This window comes from Asanoa sp. WMMD1127 (assembly GCF_029626225.1).
Classification (GTDB): Bacteria; Actinomycetota; Actinomycetes; order Mycobacteriales; family Micromonosporaceae; genus Asanoa.
Window position 1 is genome coordinate 3,695,256 of sequence record NZ_JARUBP010000001.1, and the last position, 23,021, is coordinate 3,718,276.

Genomic DNA, 23,021 nt, shown 5'->3' on the forward strand with positions numbered 1-23,021 from the left:
GGGTGCACCCCGGCGAGTTCCCGATCACCGCTGAGCTGGTCGGGCGGCTCGTCGCGGGCCAGTTCCCGCAGTGGGCGGGCCGGCCGCTGCGCCGGGTGCCGTCGGCCGGCACCGTCAACGCGCTCTTCCGGCTCGGCGACGACCTGGTGGTCCGCCTGCCGCGGGTCGACTGGTCGCTGGGCGACATCGAGACCGAGGCGCGGTGGCTGCCCCGGCTCGCGCCGCGGCTGCCGGTTGCCATCCCGGAGCAGGTCGCGGCCGGCGGGCCGGCAGAGGGCTATCCGTGGCCGTGGGCGGTCTACCGCTGGCTGCCCGGCACGGTGCCGGTGGAGGACAAGCTGGCCGACCCGCTCGGGCTGGCCGCCGACCTGGCGGCCTTCGTGACGGCCATGCGGGCCGTCGACCTGCCCGACGCGCCGGCCGCGTACCGGGGTGGTGGGCATTCGGCGCTCGACGACGCGGTGCGGCCCGCGCTGGCCGGGCTCGGCGGCGTGCTCGACGCCGAGACCCTGGCCGCGGCGACCGAGGCCTGGGACGCCGACCTGGCGGTGCCCGACTACACCGGCCCGCCGGTCTGGCTGCACGCCGACCTGATGCCGGGCAACCTGCTCGTCGACGACCGCGGCCGGCTGACCGCCGTGATCGACTTCGCCACCCTCGGGGTCGGCGACCCGTCAGCCGACCTGATCGTCGCGTGGAACCTGCTCACCGCCGAGGCCCGCGAGACGTTCCGGGCGGCGCTCGACGTCGACGAAACCACCTGGCGCCGCGGGCGCGGTAGAGCGTTGGCGATCGCCGTCATCGCGCTCGTCTACTACCACCGGACCAACCCGGTGTTCGCCGACAACGCCCGCTACGTGATCCGCGAGGTGGGCTCAACCCTGGGCGAGGAGTAGCCCGACCTCCTTGGCCCGGTCGCCCAGCACGGCTCGCAGCAGCCGGGCCTGCTCCTCCGGCGTGGCGACGGCGCCGAGCCGCTCGACCACCTGCTCGTCGACCTGCGCGGTCTCGGCCCGGTTGGCCGCCACGGCGGCGTCGATCGCGGCGAGGTCCTTCTTGAGCTGCGCGGCCACCTGCTCGTCGACCTGGCTCACCGCGTTGGCGATGGCCTTGACGGTGCGCACCATCCACATCGCCTCGCCCTTGCGGGGGCCGCTGCGGATGCTGTCGGCGCCGAACGTCAGGGCGTCCAGCCGCCAGGCGTCGACCTCGAGCTGCTTGGCCTGTGCGGGTGTCATGTCGTCCTCCTCGGCGAACCACGGCTTGGTGCTGTTCTCGTGTGACGGGCGGGTGTTGAAGTGCACGTGCCCGGTGTGCGGGTTGACCCCGTCGTACGCGCGCCAGCTGCCCAACCCCCACGACCGGCTGGTGATCCGCCGGTTGTAGATCACGTACTGGATCGACTCGTGCCGGAGCGCGGCGTTGATGACCTGCTGCACGTCGACGCCGTTGACGTCCATGTCCCAGGCGTCGACCGACCCGTCCTTGTCGGGGTTGTGGTCGGAGTCGGTCGCCTGGTGCGCGCGGTCGCCGATGGTGCCGTCCGACGTCTTGTCGCGCCGGGGCCAGCGGCTGTCGACCTCGGTGCGGAAGCGGGTCAGCGCGGGGTTGAGGAACCAGGCCATATGCCCGAAAGTACCGGTGTGCGAGACCTATCCGAATCCCCCGGGAGCGGGACAGCGCTCAGCCGGCCCACTCGTCGGTGACCAGGCCGAACACCGCCTCGTCGAGGAACTCGCCGGCCACCCAGGAGTTCTGCCGCAGCGTCCCCTCGCGGCGGAACCCGACCCGTTCGGCCACCGCGATCATCGCCTGGTTGTCGGCCAGCGTCTCCAGCTGCAGCCGGTGCAGCCCGCGCACGCGGAAGCCGTAGTGACAGAGCACGCGGACCGTGTCGACGGCCAGGCCGCCGCCGCGCATCGACGGCCGCAACGAGATGCCCACGTGCGCCGACCGGTTGTGCGTGTCGATGCTCCACAGCAGAGCGTCGCCGGCCAGCTCGTCGTCGGCGAGCCGCACGACGCTGAAGATGGCCGCGTCGTCACCGGGTGGCACCGGGACGAACGGCGACGCCGGTGAGCCGGGTGGGATCGGTCGCCAGGCCCGGCCGTCGGCCCGCGACCGGGTGGCCACGTCGTCGTAGAGGTCGGCGTGCAGCACCGCCACGTCGTCGTCCCGGCGGGCCCGCAACAACACCTTCTCGCCACGCAACATGCGGCGTTCGTACCCGAAGGGAGCAAACCGCGCAATAGCCTGGGCTGGTCGCGCGAACCAGGAGGCGGGATGCCGTTGCACGCGGGGAAGGCGCCCGGTCCCAAGCCGATGCACCGCGCCGGCAACATCGTCGCCACCACCGCCAACCCGGACTTCGGTCGCGAGCTGACCCTGCCCGTGCACAAGCTGGGCCCCGACCCGGTGCCGGCCGCGGTCGCACACCAGTTGATCCACGACGAGCTCCTGCTCGACGGCAACGCGGCGCTCAACCTGGCGACGTTCGTGACGACGTGGATGGAGCCGCAGGCCGGCGTCCTGATGGCCGAGTGCGCCGACAAGAACATGATCGACAAGGACGAGTACCCGCTGACGGCCGAGATCGAGCGGCGCTGCGTGGCGATCCTGGCCGACCTCTGGCACGCGCCGGACCCGGCGGGCACGATCGGGTGCTCGACCACCGGCTCCAGCGAGGCCTGCATGCTCGCCGGCATGGCGCTCAAGCGCCGCTGGGCCAAGGGGTCGATGGGCGGCAGGCCCAACCTGGTGATGGGCGGCAACGTCCAGGTCTGCTGGGAGAAGTTCTGCAACTACTGGGAGGTCGAGCCGCGGCTCGTGCCGATGGCGGGGGACCGTTTCCACCTCGACGCCGCGGAGGCCGTCGCCCGCTGTGACGAGAACACGATCGGCGTGGTGGCCGTCCTCGGGTCCACCTTCGACGGCTCCTACGAGCCGGTGGCCGAGATCGCCGCCGCGCTCGACGACCTCCAGGAGCGGCGGGGCTGGGACATCCCGATCCACGTCGACGGCGCGTCCGGCGGGATGATCGCGCCGTTCCTCGACCCGGACCTGGCCTGGGACTTCCGGCTGCCCCGGGTGGCGTCGATCAACACCAGCGGTCACAAGTACGGCCTGGTCTACCCGGGCGTCGGCTGGGTCCTGTGGCGGGAGAAGCACCTGCTCCCCGAGGAGCTGGTCTTCAACGTGAACTATCTCGGCGGGAGCATGCCGACGTTCGCGCTCAACTTCTCCCGGCCCGGGGCCCAGGTCGTCGCGCAGTACTACATGTTCCTGCGGCTCGGCCGGGAAGGGTTCCGCGCCGTGCAGCAGGCGTCGCGGGACGTGGCCACCTACCTGTCCGGGAAGATCGCCGAGACCGGCCAGTTCGCGCTGGTCAGCCGGGGCGACCAGCTGCCGGTGTTCGCGTTCACCACCGCGCCCGGCGTCACCGCCTACAACGTCTTCGACGTGTCCCGGGCGCTGCGCGAGCGGGGCTGGCTGGTGCCGGCGTACACCTTCCCGAAGAACCGCACCGACCTCGCCGTGCTGCGGGTCGTGGTGCGCAACGGGTTCTCCCACGACATGGCCGACCTGCTCCTGGCCGACCTGGACCGGGCGCTGCCGGAGCTGAAGGCCCAGCCCGGCCCGCGCCGGACCGCGGCCGACGCGTCGTCGTTCCACCACTGAAAGGGGCGCCGCCCATGTGCCGCTGGATGGCCTTCTCCGGCTCGCCGCTGATGATCGACTCGCTGCTCTACAAGCCGAAGCACTCGCTGATCGACCAGAGCCAGCACGCGGAGCTCGGCGCCGAGACCACCAACGGCGACGGCTTCGGGCTCGGCTGGTACCCGACCGACCCGGTCACCCGGCAGACACCGGGCACGTTCCACGGCGTCGGGCCGGCCTGGAGCAACCGAAACCTGCGCGACCTGGCCGAACACATCCGGTCGCCGCTGTTCTTCGCGCACGTGCGGGCCTCGTCGGGCACAGCGGTCCAGGAGACCAACTGCCACCCCTTCCGCCACGAGCGCTGGCTGTGGATGCACAACGGCTCGATCCGGGACTTCGCGCGGCTCAAGCGCGACCTGCTGCTCGAGGTCGACGCCGACCTCTACCCGCTGATCCAGGGCAGCACGGACTCCGAGGCGATGTTCTACCTGGCCCTGACGTACGGGCTGCGGGACGACCCGGTCGCGGCGGTCGAGCGGATGGTCGGGTTCGTCGAGTCGACCGCCGCCCGGCACGGTGTGGAGGACCCGGTGCAGATGACCGTGGCCACCACCGACGGGGAGCGGATCTGGGCGTTCCGCTACTCGACCGCCCACCAGTCCCGCACCCTGTTCTATTCGCGGACCGTCGAGGGCCTGCGGGCCGTGCACCCCGAGGTCGAGGCGCTGCGGGTGCTCTCCGCGCAGGACCGGCTGGTGGTGTCGGAGCCGCTGGGCGTCATGCCGGACGCGTTCCGCGAGGTGCCCGAGTCGACCTACAGCGTCATCTACGACGGTCAGGACGAGATGTCCGCTTTCAACCCCCGCTGAGCTGGGTTCGCGTACTCAGGGACCGCGCCGCTGATCCGTCATACGCTCGCAGTCGTGGGGTGGAAAGAGCTCGCGACCGCATTCCTGGTCCTGCACTTCGCCTTCATGGCGTACGTGCTGCTCGGCGGTTTCCTCGCCTGGAAGTGGCCCAAGGCGATCTGGTTCCATCTGCCGGCCATCGGCTGGGGCATCGCGCTGATCGGCTTCGGGCTCAACTGCCCCCTGACGTACGCCGAGAACTGGGCCCGCACCAACGCCGGCGAAGGTCCGCTGAACCGTGGGTTCGTCGACACCTACATCGAGGGCGTGCTCTATCCCGAGCGCTACGTGCACGTCGCCCAGGCGGTGCTGGCGCTGATCGTGCTGATCTCCTACGTCGGCTTCTTCGTGCTCAGGCGGCGGCGCCGGGCCCGTGCCGCGGCCGGCGTCGAGATGCGCGGCCAGCGGGTCGGCTAATCGGGCAGGTCCGCGACGGCCGCCGCGGCTAGGTTGGCAGGTCCGCGACGGCCGCCGCGAACGTGGTGCCCGTGGCGATCGCGGCATTGACCAGGGTGGCCAGCTGGCCGGCGGTGGCGCCGTACTCCAGGTCCGTGGTCACCTCGCCGGCCAGCAGCAGCTCGCCCTCGCCGGTGTCGTGCACGTAGGCCTTCGGCATCAGCTTGTCGTGGTTCCAGGCGTTGCAGAACTCATAGGCCTCGATCAAACGGCTGGCCGGCAGCCGCCGCTCCGCCACCACCCGCACCTGCAGGATCTCGCGCCGCTCGCCGAGCCGCTCGAACTGGATGTACGCGCCCGGCCAGCGCCCGCCGACCAGCCCGTCCTCGTCGACCGCGTAATGGTCGCCGCGCGCGTCCAGCGCCTCGACGAGCGCTTCGAGCGTCAGCGGGCCCAGCGGGGCGTCGTCGAGCCGGATCGCGCCGCTGGTTACCACCGGCAGCTCGGCCAGCCAGTCGCCGACCAGCCGGGACTGGTGGTCGGTGCCGTTGCGCGCGTCGAACCGGGCGGCCAGCGTCGCCGCCACGGAGGCGAGCACCGTGCCCAGCTCACGCACCGTCACGTCGGCGGCGGGGCGGTCGCCGTGGGTCGGCCGGTGCAGCCGGCGGTCGCCGAGGCCCTCCGCGGTGGCCCGCCGGCAGACCAGCGTGCCGGCCGCCGCGAAGCGCATCGCCGACAGCTCGTCGTAGGGGTCGTCCAGGTCGCCGAGGTGCGTCTCCAGCAGGTCGACGCCGCGCCCGGCCAGCCCGGCCAGCGCACAGAACCGCAGGTGGTCGGCGAGCAGCGGGAACGAGGCGCGGTCGAGCCGGTGCCGCCGGTAGGAGCGCAGGTGCGCCTGGGCCGCCTCGTCGAACCGGCCGAGCCGCAGGTAGGGGATCATCAGGGCGGCCAGGGCGCGGTCCGGCTGCTCGGGGCAGCTCGCCTCGACCCGCAGCACCGGCTCGGCCGCCTCGACCGCGGCCGCCCAGTCGCCCCAGGCCGCGTGCAGGAACGCCCGGTCGGCCAGGTAGCAGCTCGGGCAGAACCCGGTGTCGCCCGCCTGGCCGTCCGTGAAGAAATCCGCGTCCGGCACGGCCGGCAGCTCCGCGTCGCAGCGGGCCAGCCAGTCGCGCGCGGCGGCCAGGTCGCCCAGGTGGTCGGCGATCTCCGCCCGCAGCCGGTGGGTCGCGAACAGCGGCCGCTTGTCCTGCTCGAACCGCCGCTCCAGGTCGGCCAGCAGCGCCTGGGTCTCGGCCAGGCCGACGCCCGGCGACGCGCGGAACGTGCCGACCGCCCACAGGTGGTAGTAGCGCAGCAGGGCCAGCTCGGTGTCGGTGAACAGCATCGGCTCGCGGTCGGCGGCGGCCCGGCACCAGGCGAACAGGCCCAGCACCCGGGCGGGCTCGGCCGCGTCGAGGCAGGCGTCGATCAGGTCCAGCCGGGCCTCGAAGCCGAGCCGGACGTCGCCGGCCCGGTCGGCCGCGGTGACCACGGCGTCGAGCTCGGCCACCTTGTCGGGGCCGGGCGGCAGGTCGCGGGCGGCGGCGAGGGCGTCGCTCACAGCTTCAGCCGTTCGAGCGTCTCGGCGAGCTGGCAGCCACTGGAGATCCCGCAGGCCAGGATCTGGTCGAGCTGGTCGGCGGTGACGCCGTGCTCGAGGTCGGCGACCACCTCACCGACGACGCGTACGGTGCCGTCGTCGTTGACGTGGACGAACGCCTTCGGCCACAGCCGATCCTGGTTCCAGCCGTTGCAGAAGGTGTAGAGCGGCAGCACGTCGTCGATGCCGAAGGTCCGGCTGGCCAGCGTGCGGACCTGCAGGATCTCGCCGCCCCGGCCGAGCCGGAAGAAATAGATCAGGTTGTCGTCCCACCGGCCGACGAGGTCGCCGTCGGCGTCCTGGGCGAAGGCGTAACCGTGCCCGTCGAGAACGCCCGCGATCAGCTCGTTGGTCAGGGGCAGCAACGCCCCGCCCGCCGAATCCACGCCCGCGATAGTAGGCGCGTCGCGGCCCGAGCAGCCAGTGCCGGCGAAGCCGAGTGATTGTCACGCGGCGTGGCGCGTGGCGCGCGACCTGCTGGCCCTTACCGTGAGACCATGCCGGGCCGCGCCACGCAGACGAGCCGGCGCCGCACCGCGGCGTCGAGCCGGGCCAGCACGACCACCCGCGGGCGCACCCCGGCCAGCACCACCCGGGCCCGCTCGACCTACCGCCGGCGCCAGCCCAGCAGCGTCGGCTACCTGGTCGGCCGGGCCGGCGGAGCCCTCTGGATGGGGCTGGCGCACAGCATCGGCTGGGTCGTCCGGGGCGTCGGCCGGCAGGCCGCCACCGCCCGCGACCTCGACCCCGAGCACCGCCGCGACGGCGCCGGCCTGCTGCTGCTCGGCTGCGCGATCCTGACCTCCGTCGCGGTCTGGTTCTCCTCGGCCGGTCCCGTCGGCCAGCGGATCGAGGACGGCGTCCGGCTGTTCATCGGCGCCATCGCCGTGGCGCTGCCCGTGCTGCTGCTGATCTGGGCGATCCGGCTCATGCGGCCGCTGGTCGAGCCCGAGCACCGCGGCCGCGGCCTGGTCGGGTGGGGTTCGCTGCTGGTCGCGGTGGCCGGCATCCTGCACATCAGCCAGGCGCCGATCGACACCGCCCAGCGCGACCACGCCGGCGGGCTGATCGGCGCCGCGGTGGGGGCCACGCTCGAGCGGGCGGTCACCGCCTGGGTCGCCGTGCCGCTGCTCGTGCTGCTGCTGCTCTTCGGCGTGCTGGTGGTCACCGCCACCCCGATCAACAAGGTCCCCGAGCGGCTCGGCCTGCTCGTCGCGCTGCTGCTCGGCCGGCCGCTGCCGGCCGACTCCGACCAGGACCCCGAGCCGTTCGACGAGGACGACGAGGAGGCGGCGCCGGCCGCCCGCCGCCGGCCCACGACCCGCCGCCGGCAGGGCAGCAAGGTGCTCGGCCTCGGCGACGACGAGTCGGCCCCAGCCGACGACGACGAGGTGATCCACGACACCGTCGCGCTGCCGCGGACCAAGCCGGCCAAGGTGCCCGCCGTCCGCAAGCAGGCGCCGGAGCCGCCGGCCCACTCGCCGCTGCCGACCCGGGCCGAGCAGCTGGCCATCAACGCGGTCGAGGGCGCCTACCTGTTGCCGCCGGCCAACCTGTTGCGGGGCGGCAGCGCGCCGAAGACCCGCAGCAAGGCCAACGACGAGGTGATCGCGGCGCTGCAGGGCGTCTTCGAGCAGTTCGACGTCGACGCGGCCGTGACCGGGTTCACCCGTGGGCCGACGGTCACCCGCTACGAGGTCGAGCTCGGGCTCGGCGTCAAGGTCGAGCGGATCACCCAGCTCTCGCGCAACATCGCGTACGCCGTGAAGTCTCCCGACGTGCGGATCCTCAGCCCGATCCCGGGCAAGAGCGCGGTCGGTGTGGAGATCCCCAACTCCGACCGCGAGGACGTGGCGCTCGGCGACGTGTTGCGCTCGCACGCGGCCACCTCCGACCACCACCCGATGCTGGTCGCGCTCGGCAAGGACATCGAGGGCGGCTACGTGGTGGCCAACCTGGCCAAGATGCCGCACATCCTGATCGCCGGCGCGACCGGCGCGGGCAAGTCGTCCTGCCTCAACTCGCTGCTGGTCTCGATCCTGAGCCGGGCCACGCCCGACGAGGTGCGGCTGGTGCTGATCGACCCGAAGCGTGTGGAGCTGACCTCCTACGAGGGCATCCCGCACCTGGTCACGCCGATCATCACCAACCCCAAGAAGGCGGCCGACTCGCTGGACTGGGTCGTGCGCGAGATGGACATGCGCTACGACGACCTGGCCGCGGCCGGCGTGCGCCACATCGACGACTACAACCGCAAGGTCCGGGCCGGCCAGATCAAGGCGCCGCCGGGCAGCGAGCGGGAGATCCGGCCTTATCCCTACCTGCTGGTGATCGTCGACGAGCTCGCCGACCTGATGATGGTGGCGCCGCGCGACGTCGAGGACTCGGTCGTCCGGATCACGCAGCTGGCCCGGGCCGCGGGCATCCACCTGGTGCTGGCCACCCAGCGCCCGTCGGTCGACGTGGTGACCGGCCTGATCAAGGCCAACGTGCCGTCGCGGCTCGCGTTCGCCACGTCGTCGCTGGCCGACTCGCGGGTCATCCTCGACCAGCCCGGCGCCGAGAAGCTGATCGGCCGCGGCGACGGGCTGTTCCTGCCGATGGGCGCGTCGAAGCCGGTCCGGATCCAGGGCGCCTGGGTCAACGAGTCCGAGATCACCGACATCGTCAACTTCTGCAAGAAGCAGCGCGAGCCGGAGTTCCGGCCGGACGTGCTGACCAAGCCCGAAGACCCGAAGAAGAAGATCGACGAGGAGATTGGCGACGACCTCGACCTGCTGGTGCAGGCGATCGAGCTCGTGGTCACCTCGCAGTTCGGGTCGACGTCGATGCTCCAGCGCAAGTTGCGGGTCGGCTTCGCCAAGGCCGGCCGGCTGATGGACCTGATGGAGACGCGGGGCATCGTCGGCCCCTCCGAGGGGTCGAAGGCCCGCGACGTGCTCGTCAAACCTGATGAGTTGGAGGAGGCGCTGGCCGGTCTCCGCGTCGAATGACGCGGGCGGCCAGGCTGATCGCCGACACGACGGTCCAGGTGCCCTCCAGCAGGAGGAAGCCCCAGGACTGTTGCGACGCCGCGATCACCGCCAGGATGCCGGCGCCGGCGATGTTGAGGACGAGGTACGGGACGGAGTGCGCGTCGAGCTTGCCCAGCTGCGAGGCTGCGAATCCGGCGAGGATGAGCAGCGAGCCGATGATCTCGACGATGTCGACAAGATGCATGGTGTGGTGCGCACCGTCTTTGCTCGGCCGGGTACGGAGCGCTGCTCGTCCGGGGTGGACGCCGGTCCTGGCGCCGCCGCCTAGACCATAGCCAGGTTTGTGCGCCCGGGATGGTGGGATTCCTCACCGCGTGGGTCGTTGACCTCAACCAAGGTTCACCATCAAGGATGGTCTGGTGCCGCTGCTGCTGACCGATGCCGACGTCGTCGCCCGGCTCGATGCGCCGACGGCCGTCGCGGCCATGCGCGACGCGCTGGTCGCGGCGCACGCCGGTCAGCTGATCGCGCCACCCCGGGCCAGCGCGGTGCTCGAAGGCGGCCGGCTGGTGATGACCGCGGGACACCTCGCCGACGAGTGGTACGGGTTCCGGTCCTACGACACCTTCGGGCACGCCGACGGCGAGCAACTCGTGGTGCTGCACGACGCCCGCGACGGGCGGATCCGGGCGATCGCGGTCGGCGAGGAGATCGGCTCACGGCGGACCGGGGCGCTGGGCGGGGCGGCCGTCGACCTGCTGGCTCGGGCTGACGCGGTCAGCGTCGGGGTGATCGGGTCCGGGCGGCAGGCGTGGACGCAGGTCTGGGCGACGGCCGCGGTCCGGCCGGTGCGGTCGGTGCGGGTGTTCAGCCGGTCGGCGGCGCGGCGGTCCGCGTTCGCGGCGCGGGTCACCGACTCCCTGGGCCTCCCGGCGGTGGCCGTGGACAGCGCGGCCGCCGCGGTGGACGGGCAGGACGTGGTGATCGTGGCGACGACCAGCGAACGGCCGGTGCTGGCCGCGGCCGACCTGGCGCCGGGGGCGCACGTCAACCTGGTCGGGTTCAAGCAGCAGGGGCGGGCGGAGTTCGGGCTCGACCTGGTGGGGCGGGCCGGAGTGCTGGCCACGGACTCGCCGGCGCAGGCAGGCTCCTACGACCCGCCGTTGTTGCTGGGTGGCACGCCGCTGCGCGACCTGGGCGCGATCGCGGCCGGGGCGGCGCCGGGGCGTGCCTCCGCCGAGGAGATCTCCGTGTTCCTGTCGGTGGGACTCGCGGGCACCGAGGTGTTCCTGCTCGATCGGGTGGCCGCGCTGCTGACGTCCGCGGACGTCGGATGACGGTGACCGGCAGCCATCGGGACGCGTCAGCGTCTTGATGTCTGCGGAATCTGATCAGCACGGCCCGGTACCCTCGTTGAGTGTCCGCTTCCTCCTCGACCGATGACGCCCGTCGCCGGGTCGCGCTGCTGACCCTGGGCTGCGCCCGCAACGAGGTCGACTCCGAGGAGCTGGCCGCCCGGTTGCACGGCGGTGGCTGGGACGTGACCACCGACGGCGAGGGCGCCGACGTGGTCCTCGTCAACACGTGCGGTTTCGTCGAGAAGGCCAAGCACGACTCGATCCAGACGCTGCTCGCCGCCGCCGACACCGGCGCCAAGGTGGTCGCCGCCGGGTGCATGGCCGAGCGCTACGGCAAGGAGCTGGCCGACAGCCTGCCCGAGGCGCAGGCGGTGCTGGGCTTCGACGACTACCCCGACATCGCCGCCCGGCTCGACGCCGTCCTGGCCGGCGAGACGATCGACGCGCACGTGCCCCGGGACCGCCGCGAGCTGCTGCCGCTGACGCCCGTGGCCCGGCGCGCGGCCGCCGTGGTGCAGCCGGGGCACGGTCCGATCGTCGACGAGCACACCCCCGCCCACCTGCGCGGCGTGCTGCGGCGCCGGCTCGACCGTGGCCCGGTGGCCTCGCTCAAGCTGGCCAGCGGGTGCGACCGGCGGTGCACGTTCTGCGCGATTCCGGCGTTCCGGGGCGCGTTCGTCTCGCGTACGCCCGACGAACTGCTCGCCGAGGCCGAGTGGCTGGCCGGCACCGGGGTCCGCGAGCTGGTCCTGGTCAGCGAGAACTCGACCTCCTACGGCAAGGACCTCGGCGACCCGCGGGCGCTGGAGAAGCTGTTGCCGCAGCTCGCCGCCGTGCCGGGGATCGTCCGGGTGCGGGCGAGCTACCTGCAGCCGGCCGAGACCCGCCCCGGCCTGGTCGAGGCGATCGCGACGACGCCCGGTGTGGCGCCCTACTTCGACCTGTCGTTCCAGCACTCCAGCGAGCCGGTGCTGCGCAGGATGCGGCGCTTCGGCTCGACCGCGCGCTTCCTGGAGCTGCTGGCGTCGGCCCGTTCCCTGACGCCGTCGTTGGGCGCGCGCTCGAACTTCATCGTCGGCTTCCCCGGCGAGACCCGCGGCGACTTCGACGAGCTGGTCCGGTTCCTGACCGAGGCCCGGCTCGACGCGATCGGCGTCTTCGACTACAGCGACGAGGACGGCACCGAGGCGGCCGGCTTCGCCGACAAGGTCAAGACCGCCACGATCAAGCGGCGGTACGACAAGCTCAGCGCGCTGGCCGACGAGCTCTGCTCGCAGCGGGCCGAGGAGCGGGTCGGCGGTTTCGTCGACGTGCTGGTCGACACCGTCGCCGACGGGGTGGTGGAAGGCCGCGGCGAGCACCAGGCGCCCGAGGTCGACGGCTCGACCACCCTGGTGGCGCCGGCCGACGGCTCGGTCGACCTGGCCGCGCTCGTCCCCGGTGACCTGGTCCGGGCCCGCGTCACCGCCTCGGAAGGCGTCGACCTGGTCGCGGTGCCGGTCGAGATGATCAGCGCCGCGCGTCCGCTTGCGGCGGTCGCCCGGTGACCGGGGCCTCCGACCCCGCACCGACCGTCGCCCCTGTCCTGAACGCCGCCAACGGCCTCACCGCGCTGCGCCTGCTGCTGGTGCCGGTGTTCGTCGTGCTGACCGTCACGTCGCAGCTCGAACACGCCGGTTGGCGGATCGCCGCGTGCCTCACGTTCGCGTTCGCCTCCGCCACCGACCTGGTCGACGGCTGGATCGCCCGCCGCTACGCGCTGGTGACCCCGTTCGGCAAGGTCGCCGACCCGATCGCCGACAAGGCGCTGACGGGATCGGCGCTGGTGCTGCTGTCGTGGTACGACGCGCTGCCGTGGTGGGTCACGGTGGTGATCCTGGCCCGCGAGTGGGGCATCACCCTGATGCGCTTCTGGGTGATCCGCTACGGCGTGATCGCCGCGAGTCGCGGCGGCAAGCTGAAGACGGCCCTGCAGATCGTCGCGATCGCCTGGTACCTCTGGCCCGTCCCGTCCTTCCTGGAACCGGTCGGCTTCTGGATCATGACGGCGGCCGTGGTGGTGACGGTCGTGACGGGCCTCGACTACGTCCTCCAGGCGATCCGCCTGCGCCGCGGCGCAGGCCGTCCCGCGACGACCGACCCGGTCACGTCGCCGGACTCCCCGGCCGACTCCGCCGGCACGACCGCCTGAAACCCACCGCCGGCCGACTCCGCCGGCACGATCGCCAGAAACCCACCCGCCGGCGGCAACCGCACCGACTCACCCTGGCCGGCGACTTCGCTGCGCCCGGACGCGCGCGCCGCAAGCGGCGCGTGGTGTCTCGCGTAGCGGCTTTGCTCTGCAGCCAAATACGCAACGGGTCCGGCCAAGGGTGTTGCGTATATGGCTGCAGAGCAAAGCGTCGCGCGAACAGGGTGGCAGCGTGGCGGGTGCGGGGTTGAGCGGGCCGCGCGGGGGCACAATCACCGGGTGACAAAGCCGATTTCGCCCGAACCGAGTCAGGCCGCGCCGGCCGTACACATGTTGGTCGAACGGGGTGAGACCCTGGCCGTCGCCGAGTCGCTGACCGGGGGACTGCTGGCCGCGACGATCGTCGAGGTCGCCGGGGTCAGCGCCGTGTTCCGGGGCGGCCTCGTCGTCTACGCGACCGACCTCAAGGCCAGCCTCGCCGGCGTCCCGGAGCCGCTGCTCGCCAGCCAGGGGCCGGTCGACCCCGACGTCGCCCTGGCCCTGGCCGAGGGGACGCGGCGGGCCTGCCGGGCCGACTGGGCGATCGCCACGACCGGCGTCGCCGGGCCGGAGCCGCAGGACGACAAGCCGGTCGGGCTGGTCTACGTCGCCGTGGCGGGGCCGGGCGGGCGCCGGGTCGACGAGCTGCGGCTCGACGGGGGCCGGGCGGCCGTCCGCGCCGGCGCTGTTTCCCACGCCCTGGAACTGCTGGCCGAGCTGCTGCGTTCGCCTGCGGCGAACAATTCGCGCTCCGAGCGGGCGGGTGTCTAGGCGAGTCGGGGACAAAACGGACTTCTGACGCTCCTGGGACCTCCGGTCGCCCGGCGGGGCAGGATGTCGGTGAAGCGGAGAACGGGTACGGTTGCGGGAAGCCCTCGGCGGAGGTCGGCGGCGACGGCGGAGGGGGAGGTGCGAATGGTCCTGCTACGTCGGGTGATCGGCGACGCATTGCGCGCACGGCGACAGGGGCAGCATCGGACCCTGCGCGAGGTCTCCACGGCCGCCAACGTGAGCCTGGGCTACCTCTCCGAGATCGAGCGGGGGCAGAAAGAGGCCTCCAGCGAGCTGCTCTCGTCCATCTGTGACGCCCTCGACACCCAGCTGTCCCAGTTGCTCCGCGAAGCCAGCGACACGCTGGCGCTGGCCGAGCAGATGGAGGGCGTGCTGGTCGGCGTCGGCGACGACGAGACGCCGCCCGAGCTCGAGCCCGCTCGCGTCGAGCCGACCACGCCGGTGCTCGATCCGGCGCAGGCCCCGGAGCCCGCAGCCGCCCCGGCGGCCGCGCTGGCCACCCGGTCGACGCGCAACCAGGCCCCGGTGCGCCAGGTGGCGACCGACGGCAAGGTGTCGGTCTCGGTGCACCAGACCTCGCCGCTCAAGGCCACCCTGCGGGCCAAGCGCAACGCCGGCGGTCAGCGCGACCGCGACGTCGTCTTCGCCGCCTGAGCTTCAGATAGCCGCCGATTCCTACCGCGCGTACTGTGATCAATAGCTGCCAAGGCAGTGACCGGCTGGCGCGCGCCTGAGACTATGGAGCGACGGCCATAGGCACGGACACGAGGGGATACCGCGGACATGGCGAACCCGTTCGTCAAGGGGTGGCGTTACATGATGGCGCTCTTCGGCGCCAAGATCGACGAGTACGCCGACCCGAAGGTGCAGATCCAGCAGGCGGTCGAAGACGCCCAGCGGCAGCACCAGGCGCTCGTGCAGCAGGCGGCCGCCGTGATCGGCAATCAGCGCCAGCTCGAGATGAAGCTGTCCCGCCAGATGTCCGAGGTCGAGAAGCTCGGCTCGATGGCGCGGCAGTCGCTGGTGCTGGCCGACAAGGCCCGGGCGGAGGGCAACGAGTCCGAGGCGGGTAAGTACGAGCAGACCGCCCAGCAGCTCGCCTCCCAGCTGGTCTCGGCCGAGCAGGGCATGGAAGACCTCAAGAGCCTGCACGACCAGGCGATCAACGCCGCCGGGCAGGCCCGCAAGGCCGTCGAGAACAACCAGATGATCCTCCAGCAGAAGCTCGCCGAGCGCACCAAGCTGCTCAGCCAGCTCGAGCAGGCCCGCATGCAGGAGACGGTCGCCCGCTCGCTGGAGTCGATGTCGTCGCTGACCGCGGCACCGGGCAACACGCCGTCGTTCGACGAGGTCCGCGAGCGCATCGAGCGGCGCTACGCCAACGCGATGGGCCGCGCCGAGCTGGCCTCCAACTCGGTCGAGGGCCGGATGCTCGAGGTCCAGCGGTCGAGCCTCGACATGGCCGGCGCCAGCCGGCTCGAGCAGATCCGGGCCAGCATGGCCGGCGAGAAGCTGGGCAGCGGGGCCGAGCGCCCGGCCGTCGAGGCGCCCGCCGAGGCCCAGCAGGGCAACGGCGAGCAGCAGAAGGAGCCGGAGGCCGACGTCGCCGGCATAGCGCGCCTCGACGAGCTGCGCGCCAGCATGTCCAAGGACAAGAACCCCGGCGGATCGAGCGCCGCCGGCTGACGCGAGGGGGCACACGTGGCCGACGAGCGGGCCCGTTACTTCCGGCGACTGCGCCGGCTACGCCGCTCCGCCCGCCGCTGGAGTGTGGTGGGCGCGGGTTTCGCGGGCGCGGCCGCCGTGCTGACCCCATACGCCGGCCTGGGCCTGCCCGACGCCGCCTGGGCCGCCGCCGCGGGCGGCTCGCTGGTCCTGGCGGGTTGGCGCTGGGCCGATTTGCGCCGCGTCGCCGCGATCCCGGCCCCGCCACCGCAGGACCCGGCCATCGCCGCGGAACGCACCCGGGCGAAGCTGCTGGCCGCGCTCGAGTCGGCGCCCGGCGGCCGGTCGGCGTTGGCCGAGGTGCGCCGCCAGCGTGGCCGCTTCGCCCTGCGGGGCAGCACCGCCGCGGCCGGCTGGGACCGCCTCGACCGCGCGTCGGGGACCCTCGCCACCCTGGCGCCCCGCCTGACCGGCATGGGCGGCAGCGCGGCCCTGGAGGCCGCGGTGGCCGAGGAACAGCTACGCGACCTGGCCCACCGGGTGGCCGGCGTCGAGAAGGCGATGCGGCTGGCCCCGCCGGACGCCAAGCCGGGCCTGACCGAAGCCCACCGCGACCTGACCGAGCAGCTCGACGAGGGCGTCACGGCCTACGAGCGCCTGGTCGCGGCCGCCGCCTCCTACGTGGCTGAGGACGGCCGCCTCAGCGGCGCCCACCCGTCGGTCTCCCGCCTCACCGAGGCCAGCGACCTCCTGCGGGGCGTCGCCTCCGGCCTCGCCGAAGTCCGCGCCACCACCCCCGACCCGATCCGCGCCGCCTACTGATCTCGCCGCACTAAGGGCGGCGATGATCTTGCGATCACGGATACCGCCCCGGAGGGGACGCCGCCCCTCGCGGACGCCGAGCCCCGCGGGCGCTGAGCCTCGCGGACGCCGCCCCTCGCGGCCGCCGAGCCTCGCGGATGCCGCCATCGCGGACGCCGAGCCTCGCGGATGCCGCCCTCGCGGACGCCGGCCCCCGCGGACCCGCCGGCGCGCGGGAGCGTGCGGTCGTGCCCACCGCGGACGCGCGCAGATCAAAGATCGTCAGGTTTGGGTTGGCAGTAGGGGCACCAGTAGGTGACTCGCTCGCCCAGTTCGGCTTTCTGGATCGCGGTGGCGCAGCGGCGGCAGGGTTGGGCGCGGCGGCCGTAGACGTAGTTGGCTTCGCTCTTGCGCAGTGAGCCCGTGGTGGTCTGCAGCCAGCGCCCGCGGTTGTTGGCCAGCAGGCGTTGGGCGAGGGAGACCAGGCCGGGCAGGTCGGGCACGGCGCGCACCGGGGTCCATGGCCAGATGCCGCGCAGGAACAGCGCCTCGCACTTGTAGAGGTTGCCGATCCCGGCCAGGTTGCGCTGGTCGAGCAGGGCCTCGGCGATCGCGAGGTCCGGGTGGGCCGAGATCCGGCGCACGGCCTCGGCCGCGTCCCAGTCGGGGCCGAGCAGGTCGGGGCCGAGGTGGCCGACGAGCTCCGACTCGCGGGCGGTGGGCACGAGTGACAGGTCGTGCAGGTGATAACCGACGGCGACCGCGTCGGCCGTGCGCAGGACCACGCGGATCAGGTGGGCGGGCTTGGCGGCCCAGCGCTCACCCGGCGCGTACGCCCGCCAGGCCCCGTCCATCCGCAGGTGGGAGTGCAGCGTGCGGTCGGTGCCGGCCGGGTCGCGCAGGCGCAGCAGCAGGTGCTTGCCGCGCGCCGTCGACTCCAGGACCCGCCAGCCGGTCAGCTTGGTGGTCGCCAGCCGGGGCACCCGGAAGTCCGACGCGGTCAGCTCACCGCCGCCGATCGCGCGCTGGAGCGTGCGGGCGGTGTTCCAGACGGTGTCACCTTCGGGCACGCATCAATCCTGCCCCACGGGGCCGACGGTAATCCGCACCATGTCGCCGGGGCGCACGCCCAGGGCGACGTCGGCGGGCGCGCCGTTGGCCGCCACCGCCACCCGGCCGGCCGAGTCGATCAACAACACCAGGCCGCCGGGCGGGGCGTCGGCGAACGTCTCGCCGACCCGCCCGGGCTCGTCCGCGATCGTGACCGCGCTGCCCCGGGGCGCCGGGAGGGCGGTGGCGGCGAGCTGGACGTTGCCGAAGCGGTCCACCGAGAGCACCTGGGCCGCCAGCCAGCCCTCGCCGGCCTCCACGGACGGCTCCGGCAGGCGGACCAGCTCGGCCGGGTCGATGGCCGGGCCGGCGTCGGCCAGCGGCGCGCCGTCGACGAGCTGGGCGGCGGCCGGCGCGAAGATGTCGCGGCCGTGGAACGTGCGGGTGACCGTCGGGGCCCGCCATGCCGGGTTGCGCAGCTCGACCGCCTCCGCGATGCCGCCCAGCGCCTCGGCCGCACCGATCAGCAGGCCGTTGTCGGGCCCGACGAGCAACCCACCGGGGGCGCGCAGCGCGATCGGCCGCCGGGCGGTGCCGACACCGGGATCCACCACCGCAAGGTGTACGGCGGTCGGCAGGTCACCGACGGTCTGCGCGAGCACCACCGCACCCCGGGCGACGTCGCCCGGCGGCACCTCGTGCGTGATGTCGATGACCCGGGCGGCCGGGGCGATCCGGGCGATCGCCCCGTGACAGGCGGCGACGAAACCGTCGAGGCGGCCGTAGTCGGTGGTGAAGCTGATCCACATGGTCACTGGCTTTCGACGGTCAGCTCGAGGCGCAACTCGTCGTGGACCGGGATGCCGTTTTCGCCGACGGTCGGAATGCGCGGCTTCATCAGCCGGGCCCGGTCGGCGGCCCCGGGGTCGACGCCGACGATGCGCATCCCGCGCCGCTGGTAGAAGTGCAGGGCGCGCAGGTTGTCGTTGGTGGTGACCAGCCAGACCCGGCTCGAACCGGCGGACCGGGCCTCGGCCACGACGGCGTTGAGCAGCGCGGTGCCGACACCGGTGCCGGTCGCCGCCGCGGCGATGCTGACCACCTCGAGGGCGTCGCCGTCGACCCGCCAGGACAGGGCGCCGGCGAGCTTGCCGTCCGGGCCGGTGGCGATCAGCGCGGGCAACGTCCGCAGATCGATCGCCTCGTCGTGGACGACCACGATCGGGCCGCCCCAGTTCTGTTCGTGGAAGGTGTCCAGCGCCTCGCGGTCGTCGCCGCCGAAGGACTGGCGGATCTGCCAGCCGGTCGAGGGATCCATCGGGCTAGGTTGGCACACATGCGTTTGTGCATCTTCACCGAACCCCAACTCGGTGCCAGCTACGCCGACCAGGTCAAGGCCGCGCGGACCACTGAGGAAGCCGGCTTCGACGGGTACTTCCGTTCGGACCACTACCTGACCATGGGCGGCGACGGGCTGCCCGGGCCCACCGACTCCTGGGTCACGCTGGCCGGCCTGGCCCTGGAGACCTCCCGCGTGCGGCTTGGCACGCTGGTCACCTCGGCCACGTTCCGCCACCCCGGCCCGCTGGCCATCAGCGTCGCGCAGGTCGACGAGATGAGCGGCGGCCGGATCGAGCTCGGCCTCGGGGCCGGCTGGTACGAGGCCGAGCACCAGGCCTACGCGATCCCGTTCCCGCCGGTGCGCGAGCGGTTCGACCGGCTCACCGAGCAGCTCGAGATCATCACCGGGCTGTGGGCCGTGCCGACCGGTGAGCGGTTCAACTACGAAGGAAAGCACTACGACGTCGTCGACTCGCCCGGCCTGCCGAAGCCGGTGCAGTCGCCGCGGCCGCCGATCATCATGGGCGGCGCCGGCCCGAAGCGCACACCGGCGCTGGCGGCCCGGTTCGCCGACGAGTTCAACGTGCCGTTCCGCTCGGCGGCCGAGGTGTCCCGCATTTACCGCCTGGTCGACGACGCGTGCGTGCTGGCCGGCCGCACCGACCTGCCGACGAAGTCGGCCGCCATCACCGTCGTGAGTGGACGGACCGACGCCGAGGTGCGGCGGCGCTGGGGCGGCGAGGTGCTGGACACCGACTCCGGCGACGGCGCCGTCATCGGCACGCCGGACAAGATCGTCAACGACCTGGGCGCGTACGTGGAGGCCGGCGCGACGCGGTTGTTCCTGCAGCTGCGCGACCTGCGTGACATCGACCTGATCGAGCTGATCGCGGCGGAGATCGCGCCTCAGCTGACCTGATCGGTCGCCGCCGGCGCCGCCTGGGGGCTCGTTGGGGTGGGCGGCGCCGGCGCCCCGTCGTCTCTCCCCTCCCGCGGTTTCGTGGCGGCGTCCGCGTGGTGACGCGGGCGCGCGTCGGGGGCGTTCGGCAGGACGTGGTCGCGGACCGTCACGTAGACCGCGTGCACGGCCAGGACCCGCTCGACCTCGTCGAGGATCGGCGCGAAGAACTGGTGGCGCTGCTCGGCGTCGATCATCGAGGTGACCGCGAAGTACATGCTGCCGAAGCCGGCCAGCACCGCGGCGTTCTTGAGCAGGGCGAGGGGGACGGAGCCGAGCATCGCCGGATCCGCGCCGATCCACTGCGCGGCGGTCTCCCTCGTCACCACGAGGAGGCCGAGCAGCACGAAGAAGCCGAAGAGACCGAGCCCGACGACGGCGGCCTGGACCAGCTGCCGGGTGGCCAGGATGACCAGCAGGTTGGTGATCTGGCCGCTGGTCAGCCGGACCGGTGCGAGCGGCCCCTCCGGCGCCACGTCGGCCATGTCCACCATGGACAGTGGCGTGCGTTTGCAGGCGTGGCTGAGCCGTTCGGGGCGCAGGTCCTGCTCGACCCGGCCGATCTCGTCGCGCAACCGGCCGGCGCTGGCCAGGATGGTCACCGCCGCGAACAGGGCCAGCACCAGGCCGACCCGGTCCCAGCCGAGGCGGTGCATCGCCTGCCAGAGCTCACCGGTGAAGAAGAAGAACAACGTGACGAACAGCAGCATCGGCAACGCCCGCCCCTGCAGCCGCAGGCTGTTGCGCATGTCGTCGATGGCGTGCCGGACGGCGCTGCGCAGCAAGGGCAGCAGGCCGTAGGTGACCGCCAGGTAGCCGCCGGCGGTGGCCGCCACCGCCGCGAGCAGGTAGGTCGTCGTGTCGCCGCCGGTCCAGTCCTTGTCCAGGGCGGTCAACGGGACCGCGGCCAGCAGGACCGCGTAGCCGGCCAGCAGGATCCAGGCCGTGACCAGCGAGAACCGCGGCATCCGGCGGCTCCAGGCGGTCAGCGCGGGCCAGGCGGCGAGGCCGGCGACGACCGCGGCGAGCCCGACGAGGTCGCGGGTGCGGTCGCTGGCGCCGGCCGCCTGCGCGCCGAACCAGGCCAGGTCGACCACCGCCACCACGGCGAGGTACGGCACCATGCGGGGCAGGACGTGCCGGCGGAAGTCGTACCCGGAGATCATCTGTGGCACGCCGCGCCGGACGAACCAGCTCTCGGTCTGCCGGATGAGCGCGCGGGATGCGGTGAGCGGCACGCACTGATGGTGCCAGGCGGGCGCGGTGGACGCGCGCCCCACGTTCGTGTGGTGGAGGCCGGGCCGCGCGGTGGAGTAGCTTGAGCCGCGTGGAGCACGCGCACGTGATCGACGACGTGGCCGAGGTCCTCGCGACCGAAGACGAGATCGCCGCCCGGGTGGCCGAGCTGGCGGCCAGGATCGAAACCGACTACGCGGGCCGCGACCTGCTCCTGGTCGGCGTGCTCAACGGCGCGGCCACGGTGACGGTCGATCTCGCCCGCGCCCTGCACCGCCACGTGGAGATCACCTGGATGGGCATCACGTCGTACGGCGCGGGCCAGGGCGGCTCCGGCGCCGTCCGGCTGCGCAAGGACATCGACGTCGACGTGGCGGGCCGCAACGTCCTGGTGGTCGACGGCGTGATCGACACGGGCCTGACGGCCGCGTGGCTGATGACCAACCTGCGTGCGCGCGGCCCGGCGTCCCTGGAGTTCTTCGGCCTGTTCCGCAAGCCCGGCGCGGCCTCGCTGCCGGTCGATATCCGATATGTCGGGTTCGACGTTCCGGCCGGGGTGGTCGTCGGGTACGGCCTCGACTACCAGGGCCGCTACCGCAACCTGCGCTGCTGCGCCCGCCTGGCCTCACACGTCTACGAGCCCGTGCCGGCCGCGGTCGCTGAATAGGTTGACGTTCAGCAGGTGTTGTCGACCGCGCACAGCCGGGCGGCGGCGCGTTCGCCGAGCAACCGCATCTGGTCCGGGTCGTCGCTCGCGGTGAACACGGTGGCCACCAGGTCGCCGACGCGGACCACGGCGGCCACCGTCGCCGGCCGCATCGGCACCCGGCCGTCGAAGACCTGCACCTCCAGCCGGACGAGGATCGACTCGTCGCCGGCGAAGTCCTCGTCCACCACCGACCAGTCGCTGATCGCGGGACTCGCCGAGCCCGTGGCCTGCCCGCCGGCGCAGGACCGCAACATCCGGCCGATGTCGTCGACCACCCCCGTCGGGTCGGCGAACCGGCCGGCCTCCGCGAACACCGCCGCGCCGGGTCGCTCGATCTGCGTCCGGCGCAGCCGCAGGAATGACCGGTAGGACGCGATGTCCGGCGTTTCGTGCCGCAGACACTCGGCACCGCCACCGACCGGTAGCGCAGGGTACGCCCCGGGTGGCACCTCGCTGTCGGTGGCGGTGTAGCCGGGACCGACGTCCTCGGGCTGGAGCAACGCGCTCGGTGGCAGCGGGTCCGCCCCGGCCGCCGACCCGTCGGCCGTAACCGGTGGAGCTACCGGCCCGGCGATGGCGGTCAACCAGCCGGCGCCGGCCGCGATCACCAGCACACCGGCCGCGGCCAGCACCACGGGGCGCCGCCGGCGGCGGGTGTGCCCCCGCGACCGGATGCTCTCCGCCTCCGCCCACGCCACCTCCGGCAACTCGTGGTCGAGCCGGCCCGCCAGCTCGTCGAGATCAGCCATGGTTGACCTCCACCTCTTTGTCGTCCTCACCGAGCAGGGCGGCGAGGGCCGCCCGTCCACGTGCCAGGCGAGCCTTGACCGTGCCGATCGGCGCGCCGGTCTCGGTGGCGATGTCGGCGACGGAGAGGCCCAGCACGTAGTGCAGCGCCAGCGCCGTCCGCTGGGCGGCCGGCAGCCGGCGCAGCGCGTCGACCAACGCCACCGTGTCCGGGCTGGGCCCTTCGACGGGTTCGGGGGCCCCGTGCCGCGCGTAGGCCCGAGCCCGGCTCCGCCGGCGTCGCCACCGGCTGACCGCGATCCGCGCGGCCACGACCCGCACCCACGACTCCGGGTCCGGGTAGCCACCGACGGTCTCCCACCGCTGCCAGGCCCGGACGAACGCCTCCTGCACGACGTCCTGCGCCTCGGCGACGTCGCCGGTCAGCACGTAGACGTAACCGAACATCCGTCGCCGACTGCCGCGGTAGAACGCGTCGAAGTCCGCCTCGCCGGCCACCCGTCCCCCTCCGCCTTCCCGGATGAGGGAGATACGTCCGAGCCACCCGCGAGGTTGC

24 protein-coding genes, 1 pseudogene and 1 riboswitch are annotated in these 23,021 nt (G+C 73.1%); of the genes and pseudogenes, 14 read left to right on the forward strand and 11 right to left on the reverse strand.

Features of this window, described 5'->3' with window-relative positions:
• The first annotated feature begins 2 nt into the window (after positions 1–2).
• Complete coding sequence (locus O7635_RS17615) at positions 3–896, forward strand: aminoglycoside phosphotransferase family protein (protein ID WP_278081517.1); 894 nt, start codon at positions 3–5, stop codon at positions 894–896.
• Here the strand turns inward: O7635_RS17615 and O7635_RS17620 are convergent.
• Both O7635_RS17620 and O7635_RS17625 read right to left on the reverse strand, forming a co-directional pair.
• The gene (locus tag O7635_RS17620) at positions 876–1,625 is read right to left on the reverse strand and encodes a hypothetical protein (RefSeq protein ID WP_278081518.1); all 750 of its coding nucleotides are present in this window, start codon (positions 1,623–1,625) and stop codon (positions 876–878) included. The two genes, O7635_RS17615 and O7635_RS17620, sit on opposite strands and share 21 nt — an antisense overlap.
• Positions 1,626–1,683: 58 nt before the next feature.
• Positions 1,684–2,214, reverse strand: coding sequence for a GNAT family protein (locus O7635_RS17625; RefSeq protein WP_278081519.1), 531 nt, complete (start codon positions 2,212–2,214; stop codon positions 1,684–1,686).
• A 108-nt stretch (positions 2,215–2,322) separates the two neighbouring features.
• Here O7635_RS17625 and O7635_RS17630 point away from each other — a divergent pair, with 108 nt between their 5' ends.
• From O7635_RS17630 to O7635_RS17640, 3 genes are read left to right on the forward strand one after another with little or no spacing between them, the layout of a single operon-like run.
• Positions 2,323–3,678, forward strand: a complete 1,356-nt coding sequence (locus O7635_RS17630; RefSeq protein ID WP_347405334.1) for a glutamate decarboxylase — start codon at positions 2,323–2,325, stop codon at positions 3,676–3,678.
• Positions 3,679–3,692: 14 nt separating this feature from the next.
• Positions 3,693–4,529: a class II glutamine amidotransferase gene (locus tag O7635_RS17635; RefSeq protein ID WP_278081521.1), complete on the forward strand. Its 837-nt coding sequence runs from the start codon at positions 3,693–3,695 to the stop codon at positions 4,527–4,529.
• Positions 4,530–4,583: 54 nt separating this feature from the next.
• Positions 4,584–4,985, forward strand: coding sequence for a DUF2784 domain-containing protein (locus tag O7635_RS17640; RefSeq protein ID WP_278081522.1), 402 nt, complete (start codon positions 4,584–4,586; stop codon positions 4,983–4,985).
• A 28-nt stretch (positions 4,986–5,013) separates the two neighbouring features.
• Here O7635_RS17640 and O7635_RS17645 read toward each other — a convergent pair whose 3' ends face one another.
• Positions 5,014–6,564, reverse strand: coding sequence for a YbjN domain-containing protein (locus O7635_RS17645; protein ID WP_278081523.1), 1,551 nt, complete (start codon positions 6,562–6,564; stop codon positions 5,014–5,016).
• Complete coding sequence (locus tag O7635_RS17650) at positions 6,561–6,989, reverse strand: YbjN domain-containing protein (protein ID WP_278081524.1); 429 nt, start codon at positions 6,987–6,989, stop codon at positions 6,561–6,563. The genes O7635_RS17645 and O7635_RS17650 overlap by 4 nt, the downstream gene beginning before the upstream one ends.
• A 111-nt stretch (positions 6,990–7,100) precedes the next feature.
• Here O7635_RS17650 and O7635_RS17655 point away from each other — a divergent pair, with 111 nt between their 5' ends.
• Entirely contained in the window at positions 7,101–9,596 is a 2,496-nt protein-coding gene (locus tag O7635_RS17655) for a DNA translocase FtsK (protein WP_278081525.1), read from the forward strand.
• On the opposite strand, the gene O7635_RS17660 is transcribed toward O7635_RS17655, so the two are convergent.
• The gene (locus O7635_RS17660; RefSeq protein ID WP_278081526.1) at positions 9,547–9,822 is read right to left on the reverse strand and encodes a hypothetical protein; all 276 of its coding nucleotides are present in this window, start codon (positions 9,820–9,822) and stop codon (positions 9,547–9,549) included. The two genes, O7635_RS17655 and O7635_RS17660, sit on opposite strands and share 50 nt — an antisense overlap.
• A gap of 7 nt (positions 9,823–9,829) precedes the next feature.
• A riboswitch (guanidine-III (ykkC-III) riboswitch) is annotated at positions 9,830–9,902 on the reverse strand.
• Positions 9,903–9,997: 95 nt separating this feature from the next.
• Between O7635_RS17660 and O7635_RS17665 the strand changes: the two genes are divergently transcribed.
• From O7635_RS17665 to O7635_RS17695, 7 genes and pseudogenes are all read left to right on the forward strand, one after another.
• Positions 9,998–10,915, forward strand: a complete 918-nt coding sequence (locus O7635_RS17665; protein ID WP_278081527.1) for an ornithine cyclodeaminase family protein — start codon at positions 9,998–10,000, stop codon at positions 10,913–10,915.
• 80 nt (positions 10,916–10,995) lie between these two features.
• Positions 10,996–12,483, forward strand: coding sequence for a 30S ribosomal protein S12 methylthiotransferase RimO (gene rimO / locus O7635_RS17670; RefSeq protein ID WP_278081528.1), 1,488 nt, complete (start codon positions 10,996–10,998; stop codon positions 12,481–12,483).
• Positions 12,480–13,055, forward strand: a pseudogene (gene pgsA, locus O7635_RS17675) (CDP-diacylglycerol--glycerol-3-phosphate 3-phosphatidyltransferase); the annotation flags it as partial. The gene rimO and the pseudogene pgsA, both read left to right, overlap by 4 nt.
• A 402-nt stretch (positions 13,056–13,457) precedes the next feature.
• Positions 13,458–13,937: a CinA family protein gene (locus O7635_RS17680; RefSeq protein ID WP_278085511.1), complete on the forward strand. Its 480-nt coding sequence runs from the start codon at positions 13,458–13,460 to the stop codon at positions 13,935–13,937.
• A gap of 144 nt (positions 13,938–14,081) precedes the next feature.
• Positions 14,082–14,612 carry a helix-turn-helix transcriptional regulator gene (locus tag O7635_RS17685; protein WP_278081530.1) on the forward strand — a complete coding sequence of 177 codons (531 nt, stop codon included), beginning with the start codon at positions 14,082–14,084 and terminating at the stop codon, positions 14,610–14,612.
• Between the two features lie 129 nt (positions 14,613–14,741).
• A complete protein-coding gene (locus O7635_RS17690; protein WP_278081531.1) occupies positions 14,742–15,644 on the forward strand; it encodes a PspA/IM30 family protein in 903 nt (300 codons plus the stop codon).
• A gap of 15 nt (positions 15,645–15,659) precedes the next feature.
• Complete coding sequence (locus O7635_RS17695) at positions 15,660–16,445, forward strand: hypothetical protein (protein ID WP_278081532.1); 786 nt, start codon at positions 15,660–15,662, stop codon at positions 16,443–16,445.
• 251 nt (positions 16,446–16,696) lie between these two features.
• Here O7635_RS17695 and O7635_RS17700 read toward each other — a convergent pair whose 3' ends face one another.
• The 3 genes from O7635_RS17700 to O7635_RS17710 are packed head-to-tail and all read right to left on the reverse strand — an operon-like array spanning position 16,697 to position 18,792.
• Positions 16,697–17,494 (reverse strand): DNA-formamidopyrimidine glycosylase family protein, encoded by a 798-nt coding sequence (locus O7635_RS17700; protein ID WP_278081533.1) that lies wholly within the window; start codon positions 17,492–17,494, stop codon positions 16,697–16,699.
• A 3-nt stretch (positions 17,495–17,497) separates the two neighbouring features.
• The gene (locus O7635_RS17705) at positions 17,498–18,283 is read right to left on the reverse strand and encodes an SAM-dependent chlorinase/fluorinase (RefSeq protein ID WP_278085512.1); all 786 of its coding nucleotides are present in this window, start codon (positions 18,281–18,283) and stop codon (positions 17,498–17,500) included.
• Positions 18,284–18,285: 2 nt separating this feature from the next.
• The gene (locus tag O7635_RS17710; protein ID WP_278081534.1) at positions 18,286–18,792 is read right to left on the reverse strand and encodes a GNAT family N-acetyltransferase; all 507 of its coding nucleotides are present in this window, start codon (positions 18,790–18,792) and stop codon (positions 18,286–18,288) included.
• Positions 18,793–18,810: 18 nt separating this feature from the next.
• Between O7635_RS17710 and O7635_RS17715 the strand changes: the two genes are divergently transcribed.
• The gene (locus O7635_RS17715) at positions 18,811–19,734 is read left to right on the forward strand and encodes an LLM class F420-dependent oxidoreductase (RefSeq protein ID WP_278081535.1); all 924 of its coding nucleotides are present in this window, start codon (positions 18,811–18,813) and stop codon (positions 19,732–19,734) included.
• Here O7635_RS17715 and O7635_RS17720 read toward each other — a convergent pair.
• The gene (locus tag O7635_RS17720) at positions 19,722–21,011 is read right to left on the reverse strand and encodes a hypothetical protein (RefSeq protein ID WP_278081536.1); all 1,290 of its coding nucleotides are present in this window, start codon (positions 21,009–21,011) and stop codon (positions 19,722–19,724) included. The genes O7635_RS17715 and O7635_RS17720 overlap by 13 nt on opposite strands.
• A gap of 89 nt (positions 21,012–21,100) precedes the next feature.
• Here O7635_RS17720 and O7635_RS17725 point away from each other — a divergent pair, with 89 nt between their 5' ends.
• Positions 21,101–21,676, forward strand: coding sequence for a phosphoribosyltransferase family protein (locus O7635_RS17725; protein WP_278081537.1), 576 nt, complete (start codon positions 21,101–21,103; stop codon positions 21,674–21,676).
• Between the two features lie 8 nt (positions 21,677–21,684).
• Here the strand turns inward: O7635_RS17725 and O7635_RS17730 are convergent, their stop codons facing one another.
• The gene (locus O7635_RS17730) at positions 21,685–22,467 is read right to left on the reverse strand and encodes a hypothetical protein (protein ID WP_278081538.1); all 783 of its coding nucleotides are present in this window, start codon (positions 22,465–22,467) and stop codon (positions 21,685–21,687) included.
• Entirely contained in the window at positions 22,460–22,963 is a 504-nt protein-coding gene (locus O7635_RS17735; RefSeq protein ID WP_278081539.1) for a SigE family RNA polymerase sigma factor, read from the reverse strand. The genes O7635_RS17730 and O7635_RS17735 overlap by 8 nt, the downstream gene beginning before the upstream one ends.
• Positions 22,964–23,021 lie beyond the last annotated feature (58 nt).

Excerpts from the sequence above, each read along its gene's own strand:
- O7635_RS17620 (WP_278081518.1), bottom strand. The coding sequence starts at position 1,625 with ATGGCCTGGTTCCTCAACCCCGCGCTGACCCGCTTCCGCACCGAGGTC.
- O7635_RS17625 (WP_278081519.1), bottom strand. The coding sequence starts at position 2,214 with ATGTTGCGTGGCGAGAAGGTGTTGTTGCGGGCCCGCCGGGACGACGAC.
- O7635_RS17630 (WP_347405334.1), top strand. The coding sequence starts at position 2,323 with ATGCACCGCGCCGGCAACATCGTCGCCACCACCGCCAACCCGGACTTC.
- O7635_RS17635 (WP_278081521.1), top strand. The coding sequence starts at position 3,693 with ATGTGCCGCTGGATGGCCTTCTCCGGCTCGCCGCTGATGATCGACTCG.
- O7635_RS17655 (WP_278081525.1), top strand. The coding sequence starts at position 7,101 with ATGCCGGGCCGCGCCACGCAGACGAGCCGGCGCCGCACCGCGGCGTCG.
- O7635_RS17660 (WP_278081526.1), bottom strand. The coding sequence starts at position 9,822 with ATGCATCTTGTCGACATCGTCGAGATCATCGGCTCGCTGCTCATCCTC.
- O7635_RS17680 (WP_278085511.1), top strand. The coding sequence starts at position 13,458 with ATGTTGGTCGAACGGGGTGAGACCCTGGCCGTCGCCGAGTCGCTGACC.
- O7635_RS17685 (WP_278081530.1), top strand. The coding sequence starts at position 14,082 with ATGGTCCTGCTACGTCGGGTGATCGGCGACGCATTGCGCGCACGGCGA.
- O7635_RS17690 (WP_278081531.1), top strand. The coding sequence starts at position 14,742 with ATGGCGAACCCGTTCGTCAAGGGGTGGCGTTACATGATGGCGCTCTTC.
- O7635_RS17705 (WP_278085512.1), bottom strand. The coding sequence starts at position 18,283 with ATGTGGATCAGCTTCACCACCGACTACGGCCGCCTCGACGGTTTCGTC.
- O7635_RS17710 (WP_278081534.1), bottom strand. The coding sequence starts at position 18,792 with ATGGATCCCTCGACCGGCTGGCAGATCCGCCAGTCCTTCGGCGGCGAC.
- O7635_RS17715 (WP_278081535.1), top strand. The coding sequence starts at position 18,811 with ATGCGTTTGTGCATCTTCACCGAACCCCAACTCGGTGCCAGCTACGCC.
- O7635_RS17730 (WP_278081538.1), bottom strand. The coding sequence starts at position 22,467 with ATGGCTGATCTCGACGAGCTGGCGGGCCGGCTCGACCACGAGTTGCCG.